The sequence below is a fragment of the Oxynema aestuarii AP17 genome, assembly GCF_012295525.1.
GTDB lineage: Bacteria > Cyanobacteriota > Cyanobacteriia > Cyanobacteriales > Laspinemataceae > Oxynema > Oxynema aestuarii.
On record NZ_CP051167.1, the window covers coordinates 163,292 to 188,692 of the forward strand.

A 25,401-nucleotide genomic window follows, 5' to 3' on the forward strand; every position below is an offset into this window, starting at 1 on the left:
CCACAAGGAGGCTTCGTCAGTTCGGGCGCTATTTTCATTCCCCCTAGTTCGAGCCACGTTTAAGCGAACGAACCGCTCGTGCGCCACCACGCGGCTCTAGCGACTACATATTGCTGAGAATCTTTTGAACGATTTGCATTCCGGTGACCGCCTGCCAGCCAAACAGGAGTAACAAACTCATATTGAGGCCGATGTGACCGAAGCGCGCCCAGTCTTTGCCTTGTTGCATCAGAGGTGCGAGGGCGGCAGAAGCGGCAATTAAACCCGTCATTCCCAGTCCGACTAGCAAATGAGGGCCGACGAACAGTTTGCCATTGGTAATATAGGTGACGGCCATCCCGCCAATGGTGCCGAAGACCATAAAGGCTAAGAGCACGGAACCGACTTGGTAATGTTTGATGTTGTATTTGCCCTTAATCAGTTCTTTTTTGGCGTCCCCCGTGGCTTGGCGGGTCCGCTTGACTTTGATCCCGAGAAACAGGGCATATACTGAGGTGGCGAACAGCACCCACATGATCAGGGGGTGAAAGAACGGTAAGACTGTTTGTAGGGGGGCAGGAAGTTCGATCGTCATGGGTTCTCCTAGGATCTCAAGGTTTCAGAATCTTAATAAAACTTAGCACGATCGCGACCCAAGCTCGGTTTGCAAAGGTTTTATTTAGCGGTAAGTTGACAGTGCTATTTTTATGTGAAATGGGGCGTGGGTGATGGCCTCGAACCAGGATATTTTACTGTTGCAGGCGGCTGAAAAGGGTCAAATTAACGAGGTGAGACGGGCGATCGCCGAGGGAGCGGATCCGAACGCGAGCGATCGCAACGGCACCACGGCGTTAATGGTCGCCGCACAACGGGGATTTGTAGAAATCGTCCGGGCGATCGTGGCGGCGGGGGGCGAGGTCAACCGAAGCCGTCACCAACACGGCACCACGGCGTTAATGTTTGCCAGTGCCAGCCATCAAGCGGATGTGGTGCGGATGCTGCTCGACAACGGAGCCGATGTCAATGCGACCAATGACGACGGCAGCACGGCGTTGATGGTGGCGGCGTTGAGGGGCAATCCGTTTATCGTGCAACGGTTGCTCGACTGTGGGGCCGATCCCACGATTCAAGACCGGGATGGGGATACGGCGTTGCGACTGGCGATCGCCCAAGGTCATACCCCGATCGCGCGGATGTTATTGGAAGCAGGGGCGGCGGTAGAGGCGATCGCCGACTGCGATCGTTTGTTCGAGCAGGCGGTCGAACGGGGCAACAGTGCGATGGTCGAACTGTTGTTAACGCGCGGGATCGACTGCCAGCAGGTCGATTGCGGCGCCGCCGTACTCGCGGCTTGCGAAGCCGGACAAACGGCGATCGTGCGGGCGTTACTGGCGGCAGGAGCGGACCCCAATTACGGCGATCGCGACGGCGAAACTCCCGCGATCGTGGCGGCAGATCTCGGCTATCTCGATGTGGTCGCCGCCTTACTCGATGCAGGCGCCGATCCCAATACGGCGAACCCGGATGGGGTGACGCCGTTGATGGCGGCAGCCTCCGGGGGTCATCTGGAGATCGCGATCGCCTTACTCGATCGCGGCGCCGAGATCGATCGCCGCGATCGCGATGGGGAAACGGCGTTAAATTTGGCCGTGGTCGAAGGCTATACCGATATGGTGCAACTGTTGCTCGATCGCGGCGCCGAGTGCCGAACTCGCAACCACTTGGGCGATACCCCCTTGTTAGTGGCGGCGCTCCACAACCGGGCGGAGATCGTCGCCGCCTTGCTCGACCGACAAGCGGATCCGAATGTCAGTAACTTGGGACAAACGCCGTTATTGCTAGCAGTCGCCCAAGGCGGTCAGGAAACCGTGGCCCGACTGCTCGAAGCGGGGGCCGATCCGAACCGTCCCAGCGAGGAAGGGAAAACGGCGTTGATGATGGCGGGCGATCGCAATGCGATCGCGATCGTCGAACGGCTGATCGCGGCGGGGGCCGATGTCAACCAACGCGATCGCTCGGGGGCCACGGCCCTGATGTGGGCGGGACATCGCGGTCATCTGGCGATCGTCAAGCGGCTGATCGAAGCGGGGGCCGATGTCAATTTGAGGAATCAAGGGGGTTATACGGCTCTGGCGATCGCCGAATATAACGGGTTTAACAGTGTGGTTCGCGCGCTCCGAGACGCAGGCGCCTTGGAATGAGGCGATCGCGCGTCCTGCCAATCCGGCAACATTGTAGTTTAACTTTTGAGGGGTTCGGGGAGCTATAAGTCCCGCGCTGTACGAAGCATCAGCGTCGGGATCCATGGACTCCCCGAGCTGGTCTCATCCCCACCCTGCGGGAAGGGTCAAGCCCTACGATGGGGATGAGACCAGCATTTATCAGCAGCTATAGTCTGTAGTAAATTATAGTCATGCTGACCGTGAACTACACCTACCGAATCTATCCAAATGTCGTACAGCAGACTGAACTGCGGTCGTGGCTTGAGACGTGCACAGGCGTATATAACTACGCTTTGCGCGAACTCAAAGACTGGATTGCTTCGCGTAAGTGTTCGGTAGACCGATGCTCGTTGGAAAAGGAATACATCATTCCCGCCGATGAGCCATTCCCGTCTTACCATCGTCAGCAGAATAACCTGCCCAAAGCGAAGAAGCAATTCCCGCATCTGGGTAAGGTGCATTCTCAGGTATTGCAGACCACGATTCGCAGACTGCACGATACCTGGGAAGTATTTCGGAAACGGGGATATGGATTCCCGCGTTTCAAAAAGTTCGGTCAGTTCAAATCCTTTGTGTTTCCCCAATTCAAGAACAATCCCATCAATGGCTTCACAATCAAGTTGCCAAAGATCGGGGAAGTACCCATCAACCTGCATCCCCCCTTCGCCCCCCTTTCAAAGGGGGGTTGGGGGGATACAGGTAAGGGTACTGTCCAGGGTACGGGGTACACAATGGTATGTTGTCGTCACGATTGAATCGGATATCTCGGTTCCCGATGTCCCGGTTCACGGTCGGACGATCGGGATTGACCTGGGATTGGAGCGATTCTTGACCGCTTCCGATCGCTCTTTCCAAGAGCGCCCTAAGTTTTTCAAGTCGATGCAACGCAAGCTGAAATTGCTGCAACGCAGAGCCGCACGAAAACAGAAGGGTTCTCAAAACTGGGAAAAGGCGCAAATCAAAGTGGCTAGAATGCATCACCGAATTGCGAACCGTCGTAAAGACTTCCATCTGAAAACGGCTCATCAGCTTTGCGACCGGGCGCCAACCATCTTTGCAGAAGATCTCAACGTCAAAGGCTTGACGCGAGGGATGTTGCGAACAGATTGTGTTGATGCTGCCTTCGGACAATTCCTGTCTCTGACAGAATGGGTGTGCTGGAAGCGAGGAGTCTACTTTGCTAAAGTCAATCCCAACGGCACCAGTCAAACCTGTCCCAACTGTTTTGCTACGGTGAGCAAAGGGTTGGAAGTCAGAGAGCATCATTGTCCTGAGTGTGGGTATCGGACTCATCGGGATCGTGCCGCCGCAGAGATGGTTTTGCATCGTGGACTAGAGAATGTAGTATCCCAGGGACTCTGGGGAACGGAAACCGCCTGTCAAGTCGGTCTGTCGGGGGTCTATGACCTAGATAAGTGGCGTGGGGCCCGAATACCCAATCGCGAGGTTGGGAAGCCCGCGCTGTAATCTTTGATTTAGCGTCGGGAGGATGTCACAAACCCGCTTTCTAGCAGAAAACGGGTTGCAAACGATCGATATTTGAACTCATTGAAGGATCCGAGCATTACAGTTAAACGGTGGGTCAACGAGACGACGGGTTAGGGAGAATGCCTTACTCGGCGATCTTGAGCCAGCCGCGCCGCACTGCATAAATCATGCGATCGATCGCGGTGCGTTCTTCATAGGGCAATGTTTCTTGGAGGAGAAACGTTTTTAGAAACTGACGTTGTTCTTTAGTAATTTGCCCGTAGCGATAGACCTGGAAAAATAGCTCGGCAATTTGGGATTGGGGGAGAAGGGCGGTATCTATCATCATTTTTTATAAATTCTTCTATTCTTAGTATGGAGGATAATTGACGATCGATCTGCGATCGATGCGGGAATTCATTTGTGAATTCGATCGGTCAAATATGGCGATCGCGATCGCGTGCAAAGGCGATCGCGATCGCACCCCCGATTCGCCTCCCGACTTTCGACCCAGAGCCTTTAGGGATCCCGTCCGCCTCCGATTTTAAAGGTTTTACAAGGGCGATCGACGGTTCCATTTGCGATCGAAATCACCGATAATCTTCGCTATAAAAACAGTAGATAATCCCTAAGAATGAAAAAACAAGTAATTAAAATACAGGGATTTATTGGTTTTTTAAAATTATAAAATTCTTGGCGATCGCGATCGCAATTTCCCCCTTAAAAAACGAGGTTTCAATAACGATTGAGTTCCTGGGTGGGGATGGCGATCGCCAAAAAGAACATTGGCAGGATCGATAGATTTGCGGATAGCATAAGTATCGATCGCGGGATTCTCCGCGATCGCACCTGTAACCCCAACCCGATTTCCGGCTCGCTACCCCCTTCGATCGACGGTTCGCTCTCGATGTCAAAAGTGCTGCTTTTTGGCAGCATTGCCCTTATTTTCGGGCAAAATCAGGGGAAATCTAATGGGTAGGATCGGAGGCTTCTTGATATAGGTAAGCCTCATTGCTTGCAGAGACAGACAACAAAGCGACATCTCACGAATCTCTCAATAACCGCCGTGTTTGCTCGATCCGTAACCCCAAGCAGAGTGGAGTGCGAACCGACGCTAACACGAAGGTTTTGAGAAAATATTCCTGACTACTCGGCTGAAAACTTTATGATGGGAAAGACGATATTGGGGGAGCGTTAGCGAACTAGAGAATCGCCTTTGTCTGTGCTCGTTGGAAACAGTCCATTTGTTCACGAAAGCAGGTTATGATTGCAAGCCAGACACGGTACGGGCAATACTTGACCCGCATAGCAGCTCTCGCCGCTAGCTACTTTGGCAGCGCCATTCTAGCCACTTGGATTCCCGGACTCGATCGCTACGTCTTACCCTTCGGCCCACCGACGGGGATAGCCCTAGCTGCTCTCGTCTTATTCGGAGAAAACTTGTGGCCCGGGATTGCGATCGCGGCGTTTGTGTTCGTTCAAAGTCAAACGATATCCCTGAGTTTGGCAATCGGTGCGGTATTTAGCAGCGTCGTGCAAGCATTAATCGCCGTCAAACTGCTCAAACGCTGCAAATTCAATCCGGCCCTGGAAAACCTGCGCGATGTGGTTTTACTCTTAAGTCTGGGGGGATTGTTGTCCACCGCGATCGGGTCCGGTTTGGGAGCGAGCTATCTTTACTGGGGCGGCGCGATCGCCCCCGAGGAACTCTCCAGTACGTGGCAGATTTGGTGGATCGAGGACTTCATGGGGATTTTGCTAATTTCGCCCCTGTTGCTCTCCTGGCGAGAATTACCGCCGATCGCAACCCGCCACAACTGGAAAAAACTGGTTTTACGGATTCTCGAAGCGACCACCTTAGTCACGGTTCTATTACCGATCAGTTGGATCGTCTTTTGTTCGCGTACCCGGGTTTACGTCGCCGAATATCCCCTCGAATATCTACCCTTTCCCTTCATGGTGTGGGCGGCCCTGCGGTTCGGACAACGGGGTACCGCCGTGGTCAACTTGATGGTGGCTGGGATGGCGATTTGGGGAGTGGCGCGCGATAGCGGACCGTTTCTGAAACATGCGGACAATATTACCCAGGCGATCGTCTCCCTACAAGTTTTTATGGCGGTAGTGGCGGGAACCGCCTTAGTTTTGGGCGCCGTGGTCGAACAACGGCGACATTTCGAGCGCTTGTTGCAACAGCGAGAAGCGAGTTTGACGAACGCCCAACGGATAGCCAAAGTCGGCAACTGGGATTTAGACCTCAAAGAACAACAACTGAAATGGTCTGACGAGCTCTATCGGATTCTCGGAGTAGAACCGCAGGCATTTGAACCGAGTTTGGAGAAGTTTTTAAAATACGTCCATGTCGAAGATCGCCCCTTAGTCGAGCGTTCCTTTGACAATGCGGTGCGAGGTTACCAACCTTACGCGATCGAATATCGGATCGTCCCGCCGTCGTGCGACGAGCAAATCGTTTACGAACAGTGCGAAATTAAAGGCTCGAACGTGACGGGAACGGTACAAAATATTACCGAACGCAAAAAATCGGAAGCGGCGTTGCGATCGAGTGAAGAGCGCTTTTCTAAAGCTTTTGATGCCAGTCCCCTCGGCATTGCCATCAGTACCTTAATCGACGGCAAGTTTGTCGATGTTAACAATAGTTTTTTGCGCTTGTTCGGTTACCCACGCGACGAATTAATCGGTCAGACCTCTTTCTCGTTGGGAGTTTGGCTCGACGATAACGAGCAACGGGCGAAACTGCTCGAAGTCCTCGAAACTTACGGTTCGGTGAGCAATTATGAAATTAAATTTTGTACCAAATCCGGGGAAGTGCGCGATGGGTTGCTGTCGATGGAGGCGATCGATCTCGGCTCGGAGCGCTGTATTCTAACGATGATTAGCGATATTACCGAACGCAAGCGGGCGGAGGAACTGCGGCAGGCGAAAGAAGCGGCGGAAGCGGCGAATTATGCTAAAAGTGCGTTTCTGGCGAATATGAGCCACGAATTACGCACGCCCCTGAATGCGATTATTGGTTACAGTGAAATTTTACAGGAAGATGCGGAAGATTTGGGACAGGAAGAGTTCGTCCCGGATCTAAAAAAAATTCACGGTGCGGGGAGACAGTTGCTCGCCTTGATTAGCGATATTTTGGATTTATCTAAAATCGAAGCGGGTCGCATGAGTTTGGATTTAGAAAAGATCGAGATCGACAAGTTAGTGTGGGAAGTGGTCAATACGATCCAGCCCGCGATCGATAAAAATAGCAATCAGTTAATCATCGATACCGCCGATGACATTGGGGAGTTTTATGCGGATGTGGCTAAAATCCGGCAAGGATTGCTCAATTTGCTCAGTAATGCGGCGAAGTTCACCGAAAATGGCGAGGTTAAATTGTCGATCCGCCGCGTCAAAGACGGCTATTGTTTGGGGGAGGAGTTCGCCGACGAGTTGCCCCGCCTCGATTGCGAGTTGGTGGTGTTCGAGGTGAGCGATACGGGAATTGGCATGAGTCCGAAACATCTGGCACAGGTGTTTCAGCCGTTCACTCAGGCGGATATTTCGACGACGCGCAAATATGGGGGAACGGGGTTGGGACTGACGATTACTCAAAAGTTTTGTCAGATGATGGGGGGGACGATTCAGGTCAGCAGCGAGTTGGGGAAAGGATCGACGTTTACGATCGCCCTTCCCGCTTCAGTGCAGCCCCTACCGACGTCACAGGTGCTGGTGGAGGAAAGCTGAGCCGACGGATGGGCGAGGGTCGCGGATTGGATTATGATAAGAGGTTGAAATCATTAGCTATTTCGGGTCTCGACATAAGATTATGGATATTTTGACATTGGGTTGGTCTTCGTTGTTGGTGGTGTTTACCTTTTCGATTTCCCTCGTGGTTTGGGGTCGTAACGGCTTCTAAATCGCGATCGCGACGGGCGAATCCGTGAGGGTCGCGCCTCGCGCGATCGCCCTCCATTGTCTTGGGGCTAGCTTAATGCACAAAAGTTAGCCCCATTTTTTGGATCGATTGCCCTGTAAATTTTCCCAGAGGACTCGCAAAATGACAGGCAAACAAATTTTGATGCTCGTCGGCGATTTTGTCGAAGATTACGAAGTGATGGTGCCGTTTCAAGCCCTGCAAATGGTCGGTCATACGGTGCAGGCGGTTTGTCCGCACAAAAAAGCCGGAGAAACGGTACGAACTGCGGTTCACGATTTTGAGGGAGACCAGACCTATAGCGAAAAACCGGGACATAATTTTACGCTCAATGCCTCGTTTGAGGCGATCGACCCCTCGGCGTTCCATGCTTTGGTCGTTCCCGGCGGACGAGCGCCGGAATATATTCGGTTAGAAGATCGAGTGTTAGAGATCGTGCGACATTTCGCCACCCATGACAAGCCGATCGCCGCTATCTGCCACGGCTTGCAGGTGTTGACGGCTGCGGGAGCGATCGAAGGCAAGCGCTGCACCGCCTATCCCGCCTGCGGTCCGGAAGTCGAGCGCGCTGGCGGAATTTATGTCAGCACTCCGGTCGATCGCGCCGTCGTCGATGGCAATTTGGTCACGGCCCCCGCCTGGCCCGCCCATCCCGCCTGGTTGGCCGAGTTCCTCAAGGTCTTGGGAACCCGCATCGAACACGGCAAAATGGCTCGGGTGTGAGGGTTTTGGCCAAAAGTGAGGCAAGCTTTGCCTCACTTTTGGGGTTAGGATGAGGTTAAGCATTAAGCTTGTGCAATTGTGGCGATCCAATTTGAGTGAGGGGCGATCGACCCTGTTTGAGAGGAGGCAATCGCTGCAGAATCAAAGGACAAAGGGCTGCGATCGGGTTATCCTGAATCTCTCTACCTTTGTATTTTTGTATTGTACCCTTTAGGGCTTTGAATACAAAATTTTATACTATAGTTGTCAACCCTCGATCTCTCTCATTATTTTAGAAAAATGGGATAAAATCGTGCATTTGAAGTCTAAAAATACTTAAAATGTACGATTTTATCCCTTATACAGCACTCGGGCGTCTGATGAGGTACAGTGCCGATCCCCCTATCCCCCCTTCGCCCCCCTTTCAAGGGGGGTTGGGGGGATTTCGGGGGGAACGAGGAAAGTCCCCCTTTTTAAGGGGGATTTAGGGGGATCTATAGCGTTTTTTAAGCCCGTGAGGTACATCAAACTCAACCCAATCCCGAAATCAAGAGATTCCGCCATACCTCAGCAGACTGAGAAATGCTGTAGCTAACGCGATTCTAACGTCAATAATTGAGCTTTACCATCAATTGCAAAAAAGACAGTTTCTTGGCGCAATTCCTGCAAGATTTCAACTAAGAAATTTTCAAGAAATGATTCTGCTTGTTTCAATCCTAAATCATTAGTCCACGCTTCAATCTCAAAGATAACTTCTTTTACTAAACCGTAATTTTCACTTTCGTAAAAACCAAAGAAACGCTTGCAGATTGTTCCGCCAAACTGCTGAGAGAATAGTAAATTAGCGCGATCGAGAAAAGCCGATGTATCTGCTTTTCGATCGCCATCAACTGTTGTAGGAATGAGGACGCGCAGGTGATGATTATAATGTTGGCAAACCTGCAATTTTTGCGGTTCCAGAGAAACGGGAGCGATCGCCTCACCCAAGTTCAAAGAAGGGGCAAACAAATAAGATTGATTCGAGCTGTTCATTTCAACCTCTCAGATCGATAAAGCCATTGACATCCGGGGGATTTCCGGTGTTATTTTATTTACCGTCAAATACAGTATTTTTTATGCAAACCGTATTCAATTCAGGTCATAGTTTGGCTTTCTCCGGCAACTGCACCCCTCCCTCAAGAGGTTTTCCGACGGCAAGGGTAGGGATTACCCAAACTGAGAGAACCTACCCCTAACGCCACCCCTAACATTTTAAATTATCTCATCCGTTCCTTCCCTCAAAGATCGAATAATTCGGCGCAAAATAGAGCGTAACTCCTCACGATCGCCTTGGGTTAATTCCTCCTCCTTTAATTGCAAATCAATTTTTCGACGACCACCTATAGAGTGAGCCATGAGTGATTCCAGTTCCTGGGCGGCACATTCCACTTGTAGGGGTTCCTTACTTTGTAATAATAAAGCACTTTCTAGTTGAGCGATCGCCGCCAAACGTTCCTGCTCAGACCAGTTGCCGTGACGTTGCCAATACCTTTCTAACTCACCGAGCCGATCGCTTCTTCCTAATCTTTCTGCATTTTCTAATAAATCGATCAGCCGCTCTCTTGAGAGTAACTTATTCCGCTTAATTTTGAGCCTCGGAAAGTCTACATTCAACGCAGGAACAAAACCGACGATCGCCCCCCAGGTTTCCTCGGCGTTGACAGCCACGGCAAGATATGCAATGCGATCGCTCATCACCGCTTGTTCCGGAATTTCAAAAAACTCTGCATTCGGTGGCAGTTGCAAACATTCAACCGTTCCTAAAAACTGCTCTTCCTCAAAGATTTGCAAATCTGCCAAATCGCTCAAAACCTGTAAACAAGGATTCCAAGGACTACTTTTCTCGATCGCGCAATCATAACCTAAACGATTGAGATAGCGACTCACTACCCAAACCGCGATCGCCCGTTGACGAACCCCTTCAGCTTGCTGCGGACTCAGCCGAACGAGGGAGCGGTCTAACTGTGCGTAGAAACTCGGCGGAATCGCCACTCTTTGTCCAAATGTTTCATTCAGTTCGCCAATCATGATTCCCCTATTCAACTATTCAAACTCTCTAAATTCTGTTAAAATGACTCCAGATCTTTCATTGAAATGAAGCGGCTACAGTAGTTAACCGATCTTGGCTAAAGTTGTCGCCGAAGCCGATCGCCCATCTCCTCCAAGAGTGGTTTTAGCTTTCTCTCCCAAATGGAATTCATCGAACCTGCGGGCATATCGAACGCTTTAGCCAACTTGCTCAAAGTCCACTTTTCCCCGCAAGAAGCAAAATCGTACAACTTCAGCAACACCTGTTGAGCCGTAATTGGCGGCGGCGGCGTTTTACGAACCCAGGTCGTCTTCAAAACCCCCGTCGGATCGGTTTCTAACTCCTCACGCACCCGTTCTAACCGGGGTACGCTCTCTGGTTCAGCCTCCACCGCATTAATATCGAGAGCTTCCCCCGTTCTCGGATCTTTGGGATTTGGGTGAATCGATTCTTTCTCTTGTTGGCGCAGATCTTTATAGATCCCTTTACAGCGTCGATTCCAAAGCGTAAGGGGACTGGCATCGCCTTTATCCGGGTCGTAGGCTTTTTCTTGGGCCGTACCTTTCCCGCGAATCCGGCCATTGATTTTGTGCTCTATATACTCCCACGCCTTGTCCGAAGCTTCTAGATAAAGTAGATCGTTGTCAAACAACGGAGCGTATCCGCGCCAAAAACACTTCTTTGGCGCCTGCATCATCAAGTGTAACCCCTTGCGGCGTAGGCGCTTGCGCTCCTTCGGTGACGAGGTATGCAGCGCTTGCCGAAAAATCTCCTTTAACTGTTCGTGAATCGGATGGGATTCGTTCGGGGTCATCTCAATCTTCCTCAACGGACTGGACTGGAGATGATTATCTCTCACAAATCGCATAGTTGACCTCCAAATTACAGAAATCAAAAATCTACTGCGGGCCTTATACCGGTTTTCAAAAATAAGGAGAGAGATCGAGGGTTTTGAAAAACGGTATGACCCGTCCCCAGCCCGCCGGGGAGGAGTTGGGTTCGGGTCGTTGCACGGGAGGGTTGACATCACACAACCGCTCAATCCCCACTGGATGCCCTCTTAGCCCAATCCATAACAAGCCAATCCCGCCCAATGACAGGGATGCTCGAACGGACGCTCTTCTGCGCCAAACTTATCGATGAGTTTGGCCGCATTTCCGATCTCCATCAACTGTTTGGGGTCGTGATTCGGTAAATCAGCAATTCGGTTTTGTTCCGCCTCTAGAAACTCCCGCAACGGTTCGCCGTACTGCTCCTCAAAGGCTTGCCCACTCATTTCGCGCAGGTGGCGTTGGGCGCTTTGTAACGCCTGCAGACGATTGAGCCCCGCCTTACGTTGTTCGTGATACAAACTCGACAACAACGCCGATGAGAAATCGTAAATCGACCACTGACTGGCGATGACCCCCCGCGCCCCCGCACAGAGGAATCCGGTACTGAGCGCGACAGGCTCGTCAACGGCGCTATTCGGGACAAATAACCCGGTTTCACAACAGGAGAGATACACCTCCTCCAATTGCGGAAAACGCCAACCGGGCGCAAACAGTTGACTGACCGTAATCGTGCCGTCGCTGAGGCGTAAACCCGACTCTAGGGGATTGTCCGTGCGACTTTGGGCGTGGTGAGAGCTGACCAGACGATGGGTTTGAGCCAATAACTGGCGGTAAGCCGTCACCGTGGCTTGGGAACCGATCAACCGCCGCGTCGGATCGACATCGAACAACTGGCAGACGGTCTCTCCCTCAAAAGAACTGAACAGCAAATCATCCGTCGTATTTTCGACCGTGCCGTACTGAGGCAAGGAGAGGGGTTCGCGACGGTGGCAGAAGTTCAGGACTTGTAAGCTGGGAGCATAACGCAGGCGGAATCGATCGCCGAGATAGCGCTCCTCCCCGGAAATGGGTACGGCAGCGAAGGGAATTTGATGCAGGAACAAGTGAGGAACGACGACCAATTCTTCAATCCCTTGCAAGTATTCCTCGATCAGGCGATCGAGTTCCAGGCGTCGGGCCAGTTCGGCGAGGGTCTCTGGCATATGTCGCCGCCATCGGTTTTTTTTGTTGAGATAGGGAATCGCCCACGTTGTCCTCAACCACTGTTGTAAGTTCCGGTAACCCTGTCCTCGGCAGGTGAAGCACTCAGGCCGATCGCTTCCCGGACGCAAAATCAAGATGTGAGTATGGTCGTCGGTGGTATAGAAATTGAGTAAAGCAGTCTTTTCTGCCCGCAGACGTTCAAAATCCTGGAGTTGCGGCGGTTGGACTTGCTGTAGTTTGGCGACGACTTCGTCGATACGGCTCAGTTCGTCGAGGATGGCTTGTTTTTGTCGTTCCAGTTGCTCGATTTCCGCAGTGGCGGCAGAGATGGCGGCACGCTGGCGAGACCGCAGTACGGAACCTTTGGGCTGCTTTGCCGTTGTCGCCCCTCCGGAGTTGGGGTGAGTTGGCTCCGTCGGGGAAGCCTCTACCGGATCCTCCGGGGACGAAGGGGAAGCCTTACCCTCTTGTTGTTGTTGCTGATGCTCTGCACGGCATTGGGCAATCTGCCGATCGAGGTTGTCGAGTTGTTGCAACCTGTCTCGAACTTGTGGGGGAATCTCACCGTCGGCATAGAGGTCCGCCGTGGCCATTAAGTCTACAAGGCGTTTGGCACGAACTCGCTCGACGATTTCGAGGGCAGTGGCAAAGTCGTTGAGGTTAATCGCAGCTTGGATCGCGTTTTCATAAACAGAGATCGACTCGGCCACGATCTGCTGGCGGCGCTCCTCGCTGACTGCCGAACGGCGCGAACCCTCAATCGCTGCGATCGCGCGTCCATACTGGGTTAAGGCTTGTTGCCAATCTCCCTCTTTGAAGGCTAAGTTTCCCCAGTTGCGAGCAGTCCGCAGACATTCTAAAGGGAACAGTTCCGCAGTCCAGACCGTGAGGGCTTGCTCGTAGCAGGCGATCGCCCGTTCCAGGTTCTCCCCGCGATCGCCTGTGGGTAGCTTGGAGTAGGCAGTACCGAGGTTGTTTTGGGTCATGGCCCAATCTAAGGGGGCGCGGTCCGCAGTCCTGACCGTGAGGGCTTGCTCGTAGCAGGCGATCGCCCGTTCCAGGTTCTCCCCGCGATCGCCTGTGGGTAGGTCCGAGTAGGCATTGCCGAGGTTGTTTTGGGTCGTGGCCCAATCTAAGGGGGCGCGGTCCGCAGTCCTGACCGTGAGGGCTTGCTCGTAGCAGGCGATCGCCCGTTCCAGGTTCTCCCCGCGATCGCCTGTGGGTAGCTTGGAGTAGGCATTGCCGAGGTTGTTTTGGGTCGTGGCCCAATCTAAGGGAGCGCGGTCCGCAGTCCAGACCGTGAGGGCTTGCTCGTAGCAGGCGATCGCCCGTTCCAGGTTCTCCCCGCGATCGCCTGTGGGTAGGTCCGAGTAGGCATTGCCGAGGTTGTTTTGGGTCGTGGCCCAATCTAAGGGGGCGCGGTCCGCAGTCCTGACCGTGAGGGCTTGCTCGTAGCAGGCGATCGCCCGTTCCAGGTTCTCCCCGCGATCGCCTGTGGGTAGCTTGGAGTAGGCATTGCCGAGGTTGTTTTGGGTCGTGGCCCACTCTAAGGGGGCGCGGTCCGCAGTCCTGACCGTGAGGGCTTGCTCGTAGCAGGCGATCGCCCGTTCCAGGTTCTCCCCGCGATCGCCTGTGGGTAGGTCCGAGTAGGCAGTACCGAGGTTGTTTTGGGTCGTGGCCCAATCTAAGGGGGCGCGGTCCTCAGTCCAGACCGTGAGGGCTTGCTCGTAGCAGGCGATCGCCCGTTCCAGGTTCTCCCCGCGATCGCCTGTGGGTAGCTTGGAGTAGGCATTGCCGAGGTTGTTTTGGGTCGTGGCCCACTCTAAGGGGGCGCGATTGTGGGGGTAGGCTTCCAGAATCAAGTGATAGAGCCGAATCGCCATCCGTAGATTTTGTTCTCGACCTCCTCGGGGATAGTCTTGAAGACAAATAGCGATGTTTCCGATCGCTCCAGCCAGCCGCTCTTGCAACTCCCGGCCCTCCGATGCCGCAACGACCTCAAGCATGTGCCTGGCATCATCGGCGAGGTCCGGGTCGAGTTGTCCCCCTCGCCGATCCAGTTCTCGATTGACTGACTCCGCTCCCCCGCTCATTTGCGCTTGCAGCAACAGTGACAATAACCCAGATCTTGCAGCTAATCGGATCTTTTCCCCGGCGTCCCTCGCTCCTGCTTCCCCAGTTGCCAATACTTGGCGCACTTGTTCCCGTCCCTGCTGCGCCAACGTCACGGTCCCGTGCAAGATCCGCCAAAACTGCCGCGCACTCAGTTCGCTATCTTCAATCGGCAGATCTACCTGTAAGCGCACTTCCCCGTCTGCCGGATCTCGTTGCCATCGCGCCAGTTTCGATCGCCAACCGAGATGCAGCAAGCTTTGTAATGCCGCTTGCCCATGGGGTTCGTCCCCAGCGATCCTCAAGAGTTCGGGAACCACAAACCGGATAAATTCTCCGTGTTCGTCAACGGCGATCGCGATCCTGAGCCCCTTCCGTTGCAACACGAGCCATTGTTCGTCCGCGTTCGGATCGTATTCCCAGTTTTCCCGGTCGAGAAATTCACAAATTTGGTTAAATCGCATCTTTATTGTTCCTAGTTGTTTCTATGGTGAAATCACGAATTTTTGCATCACACCCTCGCCGAAGAAGCCACCCCTAACCCCTGCCTGGAGGGGAGGGCGTGCGATCGCTTCTAGGCAGGGATCCCGTTAAGAACCGGGTGGGTCGGCTATTCCCCTTCCTGTAACTGTTCCAACTGCATCTGGAGTTCGGCTAGACTCTCGCCGGGCAAGATCTCTCGTAGGGCTGCTGCCATTTGTGCGATCTGCGTACTCATGCGATCTGTGTACTCAGGGGTTGAAAGCCCGGGTCTTCCCCAGTGACCAAGACAGTGTTTAACCGCTCGATCGCGCGATCGGTCAGTTGAATCAAGGCACTCAACAGCCGATTGAATTGGTTTTCGCTCAAGGGTGCATCTTCCAACGCCAGGGCTACACTGGTTCGTACTTCGCCATCGTCGGGGTCGTACTCCCAGCGCAGTAATTTCACCTCCCAGGCAATGGCTAACATGGTCTGGAAGGCGACCCCTTTACAGACGTGGTCTTTGAGAAATAGCAGTTGGGGTGCACAGAGTTCTAAATATTCCCCTCCCTCGTGTAACTGGATAACAATCATGAAGTTTTCCACTACCTCGGATTTCACTCCAGTAACAATGCGGTTGCGTTCCGGTTCGAGGTGGTAGAACCAACTGCGACGATCTAGAAAATGGGCGATTTGTGTTAGGGTGGTTGCCATAGGTTGAACTCCTTGAGGAGGGTTGCGCTCCTGCTGTGCGTGTTTCTACAGGTGTTAACTCTGGGAAGGCATTTTTTTATGCACCTGTAGCCTCTCTGGAAGCGGCGAGCGAGTTCTCAAACTGCACTCCTCCACAGCAAGATCGCGCTAGATTGAGATTTGTACCGACAAAGCGGGTTAAACCCGTTTGAATGCTAATGGCTGTATTTTGGCTATTTCTCGTCTTCTTTGTCTTGCTGCTGATTTCGGCAACGCCGTTGCTGGGATCCTTTAACATCAAAGGATCCCTGGAATTCATGTTGATTCTGTTCGGGATCTTCTTCGTTGGCGGTTGGATTTTGTTTCTCTGTTTCCCCTTATTTTCATAAAAAAAGGACACGGCAGCGCCGTATCCCGAGAGTTTATATTTCAAATAGGGATGGATTAAGCGGCGGTGGTCGCGCCGAACTGGGTCAAGTAGCGGAAAGCTTTGACGATCGCCGTCGCACAAACGTAGGGGGACGTATCGTAAAAGGCGCGCCACGCGGCGGCTTTATCCTCGTCGTAGCGATCGCCGCGTTCGGGATGGCGGTCCAACCACGCCAAGCGTACCGCATGACCGATCAACACGTCGAGGACGATATACTCTTCAATCTGCAAACTCGGGTTGCGTTCGCAAATCGCCGCCAACTCCATCAGCGTCTCGATATTCACTTGGCGGTAGGCGGGGGCCTGAATCTTGTTGAGCAGATGTTCCACCCGCAGGGCGAAATTTTTCTCACCCGGTGTCATCTCTGCCAAAATAAGCTCGCTGTCGATGCGGTTGCGCCGTTCTAACTTATCCCCGACGACAATCCCCTTGCAGTGACGCAGCACTTCCCACACCCGGGGATAAAAATCCTTGGGAACGCGACAGGCGGCCCCGTCCAACTGGCGACGGCGGTGCCAACTTTCTAGGGTTTCGTCGGGGTCGTGAGGAGAGGGTAACACGACCCAATCGATTTCCTGTTCCGGCTGTCTCACGTGTAAAGATTCCTGTTGCTTCAACAGTTGATTCATCCCGGCGAAGCCTTCGAGTACTTGACGCAAGCGGGTTTTAATCTCGAACGGACTCAACTCCATCAGTCGTTCGTAGGCTTCGTCCTGGGTCAACTTCAACTCTTTGGCGAGTTCGCTGGTCAACAGTAAGATGAAATAACTGATCCGCAAGATCAAAAATCCTTTAAACAAATGGGGGTCGGATTTGATCAGCAAACCCATATAAATGAGGATTTCCTGGGTTAAAACCCGTTCGCGGATGTCTTCGCTGCAAAATTCGGCGATTTTCTCGACGACTTCGGTGTGAGACATGGGGCGATCGATCGCGGAATCTTCGCTAAACGCTTTACCGACCGCAATCAATTTCTGGCGCACGAGAATATCGGTGACCGCATCGGATAAGCCGATATCGACTTTTTTCAACAATCCGGCGGCGTGACGGACGACGGCCCAATGAATTTTCGGTTCGCCGGGACTGTCTTTTTCCGAGGGGAGGCGATCGCGTCCGGCGGTTCGTTCGGCGAGCAGTTCGGAACTCATCGGCCTGCCGTTACCTGCTTTATAATACACTTCCTCGATTAAATCGGCGACGGTGACCGGGCGATCGCCCCGACCCAATCCAGTATCGAACTCCAACCCTTTGAGGCGCGATAACGTTCGCAACCATTCGATTTGTTCGTACAAGTTTTCCGACTGGCGCAAACTAGAAATCAACAGGTTCAAATCGGTTTCGCATTCGATTGCGAACTCTTGCGTATTGCTCAACGGCTGGTTTTTACCCGGATGATACGCCAGGAAATAACAGGCGGGCTCGGCTTTTTGTACCGGAGCTTCGGGAAACTCGAAATCGTGCAGGTATTCGATCCGCTCGATACTACTCGTGAGCATCAGTTGATTGAGCCGCCCCAACCGCACCGGGGTTCCCTGACAGTTCCCGCTTCGCAGTTCTTTCATCAGTTCGAGCAACGCGGGTAAAATCCCTTCTCCGGCGCCACTGGTTTCGAGCATGGCGGGGGTCAGCAACAAGGTCACCGTGGGACGTCCGACCCCCTGACCGCCGATTTGTGGTTTGCGCCACCAATGGCGGTGAATGTAAGCCAGTTCGCTTTTAATTTGGGCGACCAGGAAATGATAATCGAGGGTGAGATAAAATTCCTGCTGGTCGAGGAAGGACGGTAAAAACACCATCGTTTCCCCGCGAATGCGAAAAATATTAGAGGTGGTTAAACTCCGCAAGCGCCGCAGGGGACGTCCGCTCAGTCCGAGTTTGTCGTTACGTCCGATCTGAGTATAGGCGGCGGCGAGTTCTCGTGCTTGCCGAATTTGGATCGGTTCGACTTCGGCGGGGGTTTGGGTGGCGATTCCGTGATAGGCGAGTTCCGCTTGCAGGTCTTCGTCTTGGGCCAGTAAGGCGATTTGTACCACGGGTTTGCGGTGTCCGGTGGCGTGGCGATGGCGTCCGAGGGGGTCGAGGTCGCCGCGATTGATTAAGCCGTCGGCGAGCAGTTGACCGAGAAAATAGAGGCTTTGAGCCCAAACGAGGGGGATGTTGTCGTTGGGGAGTCGTTCTTGGGAGTGAGGGTTGGCGCGTTCGGCTTCGACGCGATCGCCGCTCACATAGTACAGTTCCGGTAAGAGGCGATAACCGTCGCGTTCGACCAAGACGGATTCGAGGCGCTCTTGGTATTCGGAGATCGCCGCGCGATCGCCCCGGAACAGGGCGTCTAACAATAAATAAGCAAAAAATAACGGCCACTCACATTCGATATGCTCGAACTGTTGCAGTTCCCACGGCTCGTAATGCAGCCGCTCCGTATCTTCTAAAACCGTTTGGTGACCGTCGCGCAAAAACCGCTTACAGCCGTATTTCCCTTGCAGTTTGTCGATGATTTTATTGCGAGTGCGATCGATTAACTCTGCATCTTCCACGGCAAACGCGGGAAAGCCGATCGTACTTAATAACGCCGCATCCACTTCTTTAGAACTCGACTCGCGCGGCAATAGCGATTCTAAGGTCATCCGCGCCCGCGCGATCTCGTCGCCGAGGACGTGGATCGTCGATAAGTGAGAACCGCGCACCCCAAACAAGTCGATCCCGTTAATCGCTTCTAACGCCGCCAGGGCTATCCCCACCGAGGAGGCGTTGAGTTCGGGATTGCCTTTATTAATTTTATTGCCCCGTTCCCAGATGCCGTAATCCGGGGTGCGATAGGTGCGTCCGATGTAGTAAACCAGATTTTGGATAAAGTTCACTTCATCGAGGGTATAGATGATGTTGAGCCCGGAGGCGGTCATCTGGGCTAACATCAGCAAGAATAAGGAGGTCGCGTCGAGTTGCAGGTGTCCCCACTCGTCATCGCCGACGACGGTGGTCCCGGTTCGGGTGTCGTATTTGGCGTGCAAGCAGTCGAGAGGGGAGTTGGTTTCTTTGAATTTTTCGACTTTGTCCGCTTGACTCATCATCGAGAAGAGTAAGCCGCGCATCAGTTTGACGACGCTATGTTCGAGTTCGTAGGTTCGCCCGTCTACATCTTTATTGTTGCGATACGCCAGGGCTAGCCCCCAAACGGCGAGGATACTGTAGACGTTATCTCGAACCCAAGCATCGGTGTAATCGCCGTGGGCGTTGACTGCGGTACTGGCGGGGAGTAAGCCCGTAATCGGATTTTGGCGGACGAGGATGATGTCGTGAATTTGACGGTAGTAATACTCTAGACGTGCTTGACGTTGTTCGGTCGGTAAGGCCATGAGGTTTATTCGGTGGTTGCCGGAGGATCGGGTGTGGGAAGGGGAAAGATCGAACAGAATTTAACAGTGAAGCTATCGAAGGCGGAACGGAATCGGCGCGATCGCCTGTCCGGCCTCAAGTGTATTATCCCATCCCTTAAACCTCGCGATCGCGCCGGGTTCCATGGCGGCGATCGCCTCCACCCCGGCCAGGCATCTATACCAAATCTTTATCAAAATTGCAACCATCTTTTCCTGACCTTTACCACAAAGGGGGGTAAATAGCAATATCTTTAGAAGATAGAGTTAAAGACAATCTTTTGTCACACTCTCCGGCTTGGATGCCCTCAGTCTACGAACGGAGAGGGAAATCACGAGCCGTTTCTTCTTTTTATTGCCAAGGGCGATCTTGCCCAGCCTGTTAAATCTGAGGTGATAGCTATGTCTTCTCGCTATAACGAACACAATGCTCCTTTCGTCCGCATTGTCTATTCTAAAGTCCACATAAATGGCAAAATGCAACTCGTTCCGATGGAATTGTACGCCGATGGTTCTGTCAAACGCAGTGCTTGAGGTTTTGACGGCGCGATCGCCCTTTTTCAAGTTTCAAAATTTATCGTATCCGAACTAACAAGGAATGGCAGGCACGCGATCGCGTGCCTTTTTTTGTTCTTTTTCTCTCGATTTGACCCTTGCTCTCTCTGGGAATTGGGGCGATCGCCCCGATCGCTTTAGTTTTCTGTCGGTAATAATTCGATACGATATTGAGTGGCAACGTAATAAAAAAAGCGATAGTAATCGTCAAAAACTTCGCTCGGCGATCGCCCTCGCCATTGATAGCGAATGTCATCGCGAACGATGGTGAGCGTCATCGAACTTTCTCTGGTTCCCAACTCGACGGCGAGGGCGCCGTGTAAACCCTGTGCGGTGGTAAAGTTTTCCGGTTTGAGCGGCGCCGGATGGTCTTGGGTCGCATTCAAACCTTGGATGTTGTATCCTCCCCAACCGCGAATTTCGACGGTGGGGTTTTTGGGGTCGAAAAACACTTGTCCGTCCCCATTACTGGGGATCGGCCCGACAATCCAATTGCTCGGATAGGGAAACTCGAAACCGTAGCGCTCGTTATGATAGGTCTTCCAATGAATCGCTTCCGATCTGTGTTGTGAAGGCGAACAGCCACTCAACAAGACGACCAGACCGAGCAAACAGCCGACCTCGGTCACCTTCTCTATCCATTTGGAGCTGGCAGAACCCTTCATGACCCGTATAGTTGCTCCCGTCGATCTCTAGATCTCTAGGTCGATCTTGGCATTAGTTCGGTTTCGCGGCGATCGCGCGATCGCGCTGTAAGTCTATCGGGAGCGGCAATTTCGGCTAATTTTTCTCTTCCCACGGCGAGTCCCCCGCCCCGGCGATCGCCCGGTTAATGTAACGAAATATTACAATAATGACGTTAAAGCGTCTTGCCATCTTGACAGCCACCGATCCCCCCGCTATGGTGTGATTCATACCCGGGTAAATCAATTCTGCGTCCTATGCAAGATAAGCAAAAGGTTACATTGTATCTGCCTCCCGAACTGCATCGTCAGCTCAAGATACGAGCGGCAGTAGATTCCGAACCGATGTCGGCGATCGCCGAACGGGCGATCGAGTTTTACATGACTCATTCCGAAGCGATCGAAGAATTGGAATCTTCTTACTACGGGCGAACCCACCAGGTTTACAACTGCCCCGACTGTGCCAGCTCCGTAGTGATTCGCGATGGCGAACTGGTCTCCCTAGGGAACCGACCGAGCATCATCGCTGACGACGAGTTACCCGTAGATAAAGTGGAAACCGTCAAATCCAAAAACGACCAGCAAGGAGAAGAACAACTCGTCCCTTGCTAACGGCTCAATCTTCCAATCGAGGAGATGTTTGCTCCTGACTACCGAGAAGGGGCATTAGGATAAGCGCACTGTAGGCACCGTCTCTAATTAGGTCGATCGTCATGAAAGAAGAGCTCAGCATCTTAATCCAAGCTCAATATCCACTGATCTACCTCGTCACTTCCGAGGAAGAGCGGGCCGAGCAAGCTATCTCGACGATCGCTCAGGTCAAGCCCCAGCAACGGCTGTTCGTATGGACGGTCACCCACGGGATAGTTGAGTACGGTCAACCCTTGAACACGACCCAACACAACACCGTATCGCCGGAAGCGGCGATCGAGTGGGTTATCCGTCAGAGAGAGCCAGGTCTTTACGTATTCAAAGACTTGCATCCCTTTATCGAGTCTCCGGCAACCACGCGCTGGCTCAGAGATGCGATCGCGAGCTTCAAAGGCACCCAAAAAGCGATTATCCTGATGTCGCCCATCCAGCAGGTTCCCATCGAACTCGAAAAAGAAGTCATCGTCTTAGACTTTCCCCTTCCCAATCTTTCCGAGCTCAACGAAGTTCTCAGCCAAAGACTCGAAGGAAGTCGCAATCGGCGCATCAGTACCGACACCCGCGAAAAGCTACTCAAAGCGGCATTAGGGCTGACCCGAGACGAAGCCGAGAAAGTCTATCGGAAAGCCCAAGTCACCAACGGACGACTCACCGATTCCGAAGTCGAGATCGTGCTGTCCGAAAAGAAACAGCTCATCCGACGCAACGGCATCCTCGAATATATCGAAGAAGACGAAACCCTCGACTCCGTAGGCGGACTCGAAGAACTCAAACGGTGGCTGAGGCAACGTTCCAATGCCTTCACCGAACGGGCGCGAGAATACGGTTTACCCCAACCTAAAGGGATGTTGATCCTCGGCGTCCCGGGATGTGGAAAGTCCCTGATCGCGAAAACCACTGCTCGCTTGTGGAGCTTGCCCTTACTGAGACTGGATATGGGCCGCGTCTACGACGGTTCGATGGTCGGTCGGTCCGAAGCGAACTTACGCAACGCTCTCAAAACCGCCGAATCGATTTCGCCAGCCATTCTGTTCATCGACGAACTCGACAAAGCTTTTGCGGGAAGCACCGGGTCGGCAGACTCCGACGGAGGAACCTCCAGCCGCATTTTCGGCTCCTTCCTGACCTGGATGCAAGAAAAAACCTCTCCCGTCTTCGTGATGGCGACGGCGAACCGCGTCGAACGCCTCCCCGGCGAATTTCTCAGAAAAGGCCGCTTTGACGAGATCTTCTTCGTAGACCTTCCCAACAACGAAGAACGCCAAGATATTTTCAACATTCACCTGTGCAAACGCCGTCACGATATCTCTCGCTTCGATATCGAACAACTGGCCAAAGTCTCCGACGGATTTTCCGGCGCAGAAATCGAGCAAGCCGTCATTGCCGCGATGTACGAGGCATTTGCTCAAGATAGAGAATTCACGCAGTTGGACATCATCGCCGCGATCAAATCGACGCTGCCATTGTCCAAGACCATGACCGAACAAGTCACGGCCTTGCGCGAATGGGCCCGGCAGCGCGCCCGTCCGGCTGCATCCTCCGTCGCCGAATACCAGCGATTGGAGTTCTAAAAGCTTTCTCCTGACTTCCCAATCAGGAGTAAAGGCTAGTAAGGATAACTTGCTAGCAGTTCCCAAAAAACGCCGCCCTCAATAAGCGGCTCCCTTGATAATCAAAACGTTGTCGTTTCTCTCGAAATCCTACTGGAGGAAATCCCAATGTCTCACTTTAGCACTCTTCGTACCAAAATCACCGATTCCGAAATCCTGAAAACCTCTCTGCGCGATTTAGGGATTGCCGTTAAGACGAATGCCGACGTCCGTGGATACAACGGTCAGCGCGTGCGTGCCGATTTGGTGGCCGTCCTCGAAGGCGAATACGATCTCGGCTGGTCTCGCAACAGCGACGGTTCTTTCGATCTGATTGCCGACCTCTGGGGTGTTGCGAAGAAGCACAACCAGACCGAATTGATCAATTCGATCAATCAGAAGTACGCCGTCAATAAGACCTTAGCCGAAGTGCGTCGTCCCGGCTTACAGAATGCCAACGTCAAGCTCGTCGTCCAAAAGTAATCTGACAGAGCGCGTTCCCAAACTGAGCGGGTTAACCAAGCGGGTTAACCCGTTTTTTTTTGGGGAGTTAGAAGGCAAAAGGCATTCGTAACGATCGCTTCTTCAGACACAAGTCAGGGGTCAGGAGTTAGAATAAATCGGTCTAATCTCAACTCTAAAATCTCAAGTCTAAAATCCATTTCTATGCAATTTTTCAGCTCCGAGGTAGATCGACAAATCCGCCAACTGATTCGTCAGTGCGGTCGACAAGCGCGACAACTCGCTCAAGAAAATTATCGGGTTTCGCAGAAAGGACCGGACGATTACGTGACGAGTGTCGATCGCGAGCTGGACCGACAGCTTTCGGCGGGATTTTCGCTGTTATTCCCCGAGGACGGCACGATTACGGAGGAAAACGAACGATCGCGCGCTGCGTTTACCGCAGGATATCGCAATTTGTGGTGTATCGACCCTCTCGATGGTACCGAGGGCTTCATTCACGGCGAACCCCATTACGCGGTGATGGTGGGGTTGCTGCACGAGTTGCAACCCGTGGCGGGATGGATTTACGCCCCCGCGACTGACGAGCTATTTTACGGGGACGGCGATCGCGGGTTGTGGCAAACCCGAGGAGACGGCGATCCCCAAACCCTAGACCCCGTGGAACCTCTAGCCCCGGCTCGCACCGATCGCCGCATGGTCATCGGGGATAAGGACGAGCGCAATTTCGGCGAGGCGATCGCCCGCCAGATTCCCGGAGGGGTCGAGTTTTACTCCCTCGGCAGTTTCGGACTCAAAGTCATGGAAGTGATCTGCGGTCGCGCGGGTCTTTACATCTATCTCAACGGTCGGGTCAAAGTGTGGGATACTGCCGGACCGGTGGCGTTGGCGCGCGCTGCAGGCTTGACCTGTTGCGATTTAGACGGCAATCCCCTCAGCTTCGACCCGGAGGCGATCGCCCCGGATACCCTGGCTCACTTGCAACCAATCCTGATCGGATGGCCCAGCTATATCGAGGCGTGGCGATCGCCGATCCGCGAAGCGGTGTTGGCGACCTCTCGACCCTAAGACTTGCGAACGACCGCGACCCGCCCCTGAGTGGCAGGCGATCGCCCGCTTTCGGGCGCCCCCGTGGAACTGAAAGCGCCGCGATTCTGAAATAAAATAAATCCCGCCATCGCCAGCAAAAAATAACCGAACGCCTTTTGCAAATGCTTCGCCTGGACGAAGCGACTCAAATAAGCCCCGACGACCATTCCCGAACTGGCGGCGACTGTCAGAGAAAGGGTCAACCTCCAATCGATCGCCACTTCTCCAAAATACCCCATCAATCCGGCGACGGAATTGAGCGAGATAATCGCTAACGATGTCCCCACCGCTTCTTTCATCGGCGTTTTACCCAACAAGACCAACGCCGGAACGATCGCGAAACCGCCGCCAACGCCGACCAATCCCGTCAATACTCCGACTCCCAAACCTTCCGTCAGCAGCCACAACCAACAATAACGACACACCGGGCGCGGATACATCGTCAGGTCGTCTGGTTCTACAGATGCGCTTTGCCCTTTTTGAGAACTCTTGCGGATCGTGAATCCGGCGGCGACGAGCATCAAGATCGCAAATAACACCAGTTGAAACGTACCGCTTACGAAGGGCAAAGTCGCCAATTTAGCACCGCCATAGGCTCCTAGCATGGTTGCGGAGCCAAAAATAGCCGCTTTTTTGACATTGACGTTGCCCAGCTTCCAATGGGGAATCGTCCCGAGCAAACTCACCGTTCCCACGATCGCCAAACTCATGACGATCGCACTTTTCGGTTCCACCCCCATGACGTAGACCAAAATCGGGACGGCTAAAATCGAACCGCCGCCGCCGAGTAAACCCAAACTAATCCCAATCCCTGCGGCTAAAATGTGACCGACGATCCACGCAATCATTTCGATCGTTCCTCAATCTTTCCTCAAATTTGCCAAAATGGGAGGGGGTCG

General features: G+C 53.1%; 23 protein-coding genes and 1 pseudogene. 13 read left to right on the forward strand and 11 right to left on the reverse strand.

Going from position 1 to position 25,401, the window contains the following annotated elements; all coding sequences use genetic code 11:
• Window positions 1-103 precede the first annotated feature (103 nt).
• A complete protein-coding gene (locus HCG48_RS00700) occupies window positions 104-574 on the reverse strand; it encodes a DUF4079 domain-containing protein (RefSeq protein ID WP_168567447.1) in 471 nt (156 codons plus the stop codon).
• 133 nt (window positions 575-707) lie between these two features.
• Between HCG48_RS00700 and HCG48_RS00705 the strand changes: the two genes are divergently transcribed.
• The 3 genes and pseudogenes from HCG48_RS00705 to HCG48_RS25655 form a co-directional block, all read left to right on the forward strand.
• Window positions 708-2,180 (forward strand): ankyrin repeat domain-containing protein, encoded by a 1,473-nt coding sequence (locus tag HCG48_RS00705; RefSeq protein WP_210437135.1) that lies wholly within the window; start codon window positions 708-710, stop codon window positions 2,178-2,180.
• A 212-nt stretch (window positions 2,181-2,392) separates the two neighbouring features.
• Complete coding sequence (locus HCG48_RS25650) at window positions 2,393-2,956, forward strand: RNA-guided endonuclease InsQ/TnpB family protein (RefSeq protein ID WP_246259800.1); 564 nt, start codon at window positions 2,393-2,395, stop codon at window positions 2,954-2,956.
• Window positions 2,957-2,966: 10 nt separating this feature from the next.
• Window positions 2,967-3,668: pseudogene (locus HCG48_RS25655) on the forward strand (RNA-guided endonuclease InsQ/TnpB family protein); the annotation flags it as partial.
• Window positions 3,669-3,813: 145 nt separating this feature from the next.
• Here the strand turns inward: HCG48_RS25655 and HCG48_RS00715 are convergent.
• Window positions 3,814-4,017, reverse strand: a complete 204-nt coding sequence (locus tag HCG48_RS00715) for a hypothetical protein (RefSeq protein WP_246259802.1) — start codon at window positions 4,015-4,017, stop codon at window positions 3,814-3,816.
• A gap of 74 nt (window positions 4,018-4,091) precedes the next feature.
• Between HCG48_RS00715 and HCG48_RS00720 the strand changes: the two genes are divergently transcribed.
• The 4 genes from HCG48_RS00720 to HCG48_RS00735 all read left to right on the forward strand — a co-directional run bounded on the left by HCG48_RS00720 (window position 4,092) and on the right by HCG48_RS00735 (window position 8,319).
• Window positions 4,092-4,268 (forward strand): hypothetical protein, encoded by a 177-nt coding sequence (locus tag HCG48_RS00720; protein ID WP_168567449.1) that lies wholly within the window; start codon window positions 4,092-4,094, stop codon window positions 4,266-4,268.
• Between the two features lie 696 nt (window positions 4,269-4,964).
• Window positions 4,965-7,406 (forward strand): MASE1 domain-containing protein, encoded by a 2,442-nt coding sequence (locus HCG48_RS00725; protein WP_246259804.1) that lies wholly within the window; start codon window positions 4,965-4,967, stop codon window positions 7,404-7,406.
• An 82-nt stretch (window positions 7,407-7,488) separates the two neighbouring features.
• Window positions 7,489-7,578 carry a cytochrome b6-f complex subunit PetN gene (gene petN, locus HCG48_RS00730; protein ID WP_168567451.1) on the forward strand — a complete coding sequence of 30 codons (90 nt, stop codon included), beginning with the start codon at window positions 7,489-7,491 and terminating at the stop codon, window positions 7,576-7,578.
• Window positions 7,579-7,719: 141 nt separating this feature from the next.
• On the forward strand, window positions 7,720-8,319 hold the full coding sequence (locus tag HCG48_RS00735) for a DJ-1/PfpI family protein (protein WP_168567452.1): 600 nt from the start codon (window positions 7,720-7,722) through the stop codon (window positions 8,317-8,319).
• 570 nt (window positions 8,320-8,889) lie between these two features.
• Here HCG48_RS00735 and HCG48_RS00740 read toward each other — a convergent pair.
• From HCG48_RS00740 to HCG48_RS00760, 5 genes are all read right to left on the reverse strand, one after another.
• A complete protein-coding gene (locus HCG48_RS00740) occupies window positions 8,890-9,285 on the reverse strand; it encodes a hypothetical protein (RefSeq protein WP_168567453.1) in 396 nt (131 codons plus the stop codon).
• 264 nt (window positions 9,286-9,549) lie between these two features.
• Window positions 9,550-10,365: a DUF1822 family protein gene (locus HCG48_RS00745; protein ID WP_168567454.1), complete on the reverse strand. Its 816-nt coding sequence runs from the start codon at window positions 10,363-10,365 to the stop codon at window positions 9,550-9,552.
• Between the two features lie 98 nt (window positions 10,366-10,463).
• Window positions 10,464-11,180: a hypothetical protein gene (locus HCG48_RS00750; protein ID WP_246259806.1), complete on the reverse strand. Its 717-nt coding sequence runs from the start codon at window positions 11,178-11,180 to the stop codon at window positions 10,464-10,466.
• Between the two features lie 246 nt (window positions 11,181-11,426).
• Window positions 11,427-14,978, reverse strand: a complete 3,552-nt coding sequence (locus HCG48_RS00755) for a CHAT domain-containing protein (RefSeq protein ID WP_168567455.1) — start codon at window positions 14,976-14,978, stop codon at window positions 11,427-11,429.
• Between the two features lie 250 nt (window positions 14,979-15,228).
• Window positions 15,229-15,690, reverse strand: a complete 462-nt coding sequence (locus HCG48_RS00760) for a type III secretion system chaperone family protein (RefSeq protein WP_246259807.1) — start codon at window positions 15,688-15,690, stop codon at window positions 15,229-15,231.
• Window positions 15,691-15,887: 197 nt separating this feature from the next.
• On the opposite strand from HCG48_RS00760, the gene HCG48_RS00765 reads away from it, so the two are divergent.
• A complete protein-coding gene (locus HCG48_RS00765) occupies window positions 15,888-16,058 on the forward strand; it encodes a hypothetical protein (RefSeq protein ID WP_168567456.1) in 171 nt (56 codons plus the stop codon).
• Between the two features lie 55 nt (window positions 16,059-16,113).
• Here the strand turns inward: HCG48_RS00765 and HCG48_RS00770 are convergent, their stop codons facing one another.
• Entirely contained in the window at window positions 16,114-19,455 is a 3,342-nt protein-coding gene (locus HCG48_RS00770) for a glycoside hydrolase family 15 protein (protein WP_168567457.1), read from the reverse strand.
• 72 nt (window positions 19,456-19,527) lie between these two features.
• The gene (locus HCG48_RS00775) at window positions 19,528-19,683 is read right to left on the reverse strand and encodes a hypothetical protein (protein ID WP_168567458.1); all 156 of its coding nucleotides are present in this window, start codon (window positions 19,681-19,683) and stop codon (window positions 19,528-19,530) included.
• Window positions 19,684-19,875: 192 nt separating this feature from the next.
• On the opposite strand from HCG48_RS00775, the gene HCG48_RS26355 reads away from it, so the two are divergent.
• Window positions 19,876-20,007 carry a hypothetical protein gene (locus HCG48_RS26355; protein WP_281362061.1) on the forward strand — a complete coding sequence of 44 codons (132 nt, stop codon included), beginning with the start codon at window positions 19,876-19,878 and terminating at the stop codon, window positions 20,005-20,007.
• 158 nt (window positions 20,008-20,165) lie between these two features.
• On the opposite strand, the gene HCG48_RS00780 is transcribed toward HCG48_RS26355, so the two are convergent.
• Window positions 20,166-20,693, reverse strand: a complete 528-nt coding sequence (locus HCG48_RS00780; protein ID WP_168567459.1) for a hypothetical protein — start codon at window positions 20,691-20,693, stop codon at window positions 20,166-20,168.
• Window positions 20,694-20,969: 276 nt separating this feature from the next.
• Between HCG48_RS00780 and HCG48_RS00785 the strand changes: the two genes are divergently transcribed.
• The 4 genes from HCG48_RS00785 to HCG48_RS00800 all read left to right on the forward strand — a co-directional run bounded on the left by HCG48_RS00785 (window position 20,970) and on the right by HCG48_RS00800 (window position 24,481).
• Entirely contained in the window at window positions 20,970-21,323 is a 354-nt protein-coding gene (locus HCG48_RS00785; RefSeq protein ID WP_168567460.1) for a slr0373 family blue light stress response protein, read from the forward strand.
• A 101-nt stretch (window positions 21,324-21,424) separates the two neighbouring features.
• Window positions 21,425-22,933 carry a stress-responsive protein Ycf46 gene (ycf46, locus tag HCG48_RS00790; protein WP_168567461.1) on the forward strand — a complete coding sequence of 503 codons (1,509 nt, stop codon included), beginning with the start codon at window positions 21,425-21,427 and terminating at the stop codon, window positions 22,931-22,933.
• Window positions 22,934-23,080: 147 nt separating this feature from the next.
• Window positions 23,081-23,434: a DUF1257 domain-containing protein gene (locus tag HCG48_RS00795; RefSeq protein WP_168567462.1), complete on the forward strand. Its 354-nt coding sequence runs from the start codon at window positions 23,081-23,083 to the stop codon at window positions 23,432-23,434.
• Window positions 23,435-23,617: 183 nt separating this feature from the next.
• Window positions 23,618-24,481, forward strand: coding sequence for a 3'(2'),5'-bisphosphate nucleotidase CysQ family protein (locus HCG48_RS00800; RefSeq protein WP_168567463.1), 864 nt, complete (start codon window positions 23,618-23,620; stop codon window positions 24,479-24,481).
• Here HCG48_RS00800 and HCG48_RS00805 read toward each other — a convergent pair.
• The gene (locus HCG48_RS00805; RefSeq protein WP_168567464.1) at window positions 24,478-25,350 is read right to left on the reverse strand and encodes a sulfite exporter TauE/SafE family protein; all 873 of its coding nucleotides are present in this window, start codon (window positions 25,348-25,350) and stop codon (window positions 24,478-24,480) included. The two genes, HCG48_RS00800 and HCG48_RS00805, sit on opposite strands and share 4 nt — an antisense overlap.
• Window positions 25,351-25,401 lie beyond the last annotated feature (51 nt).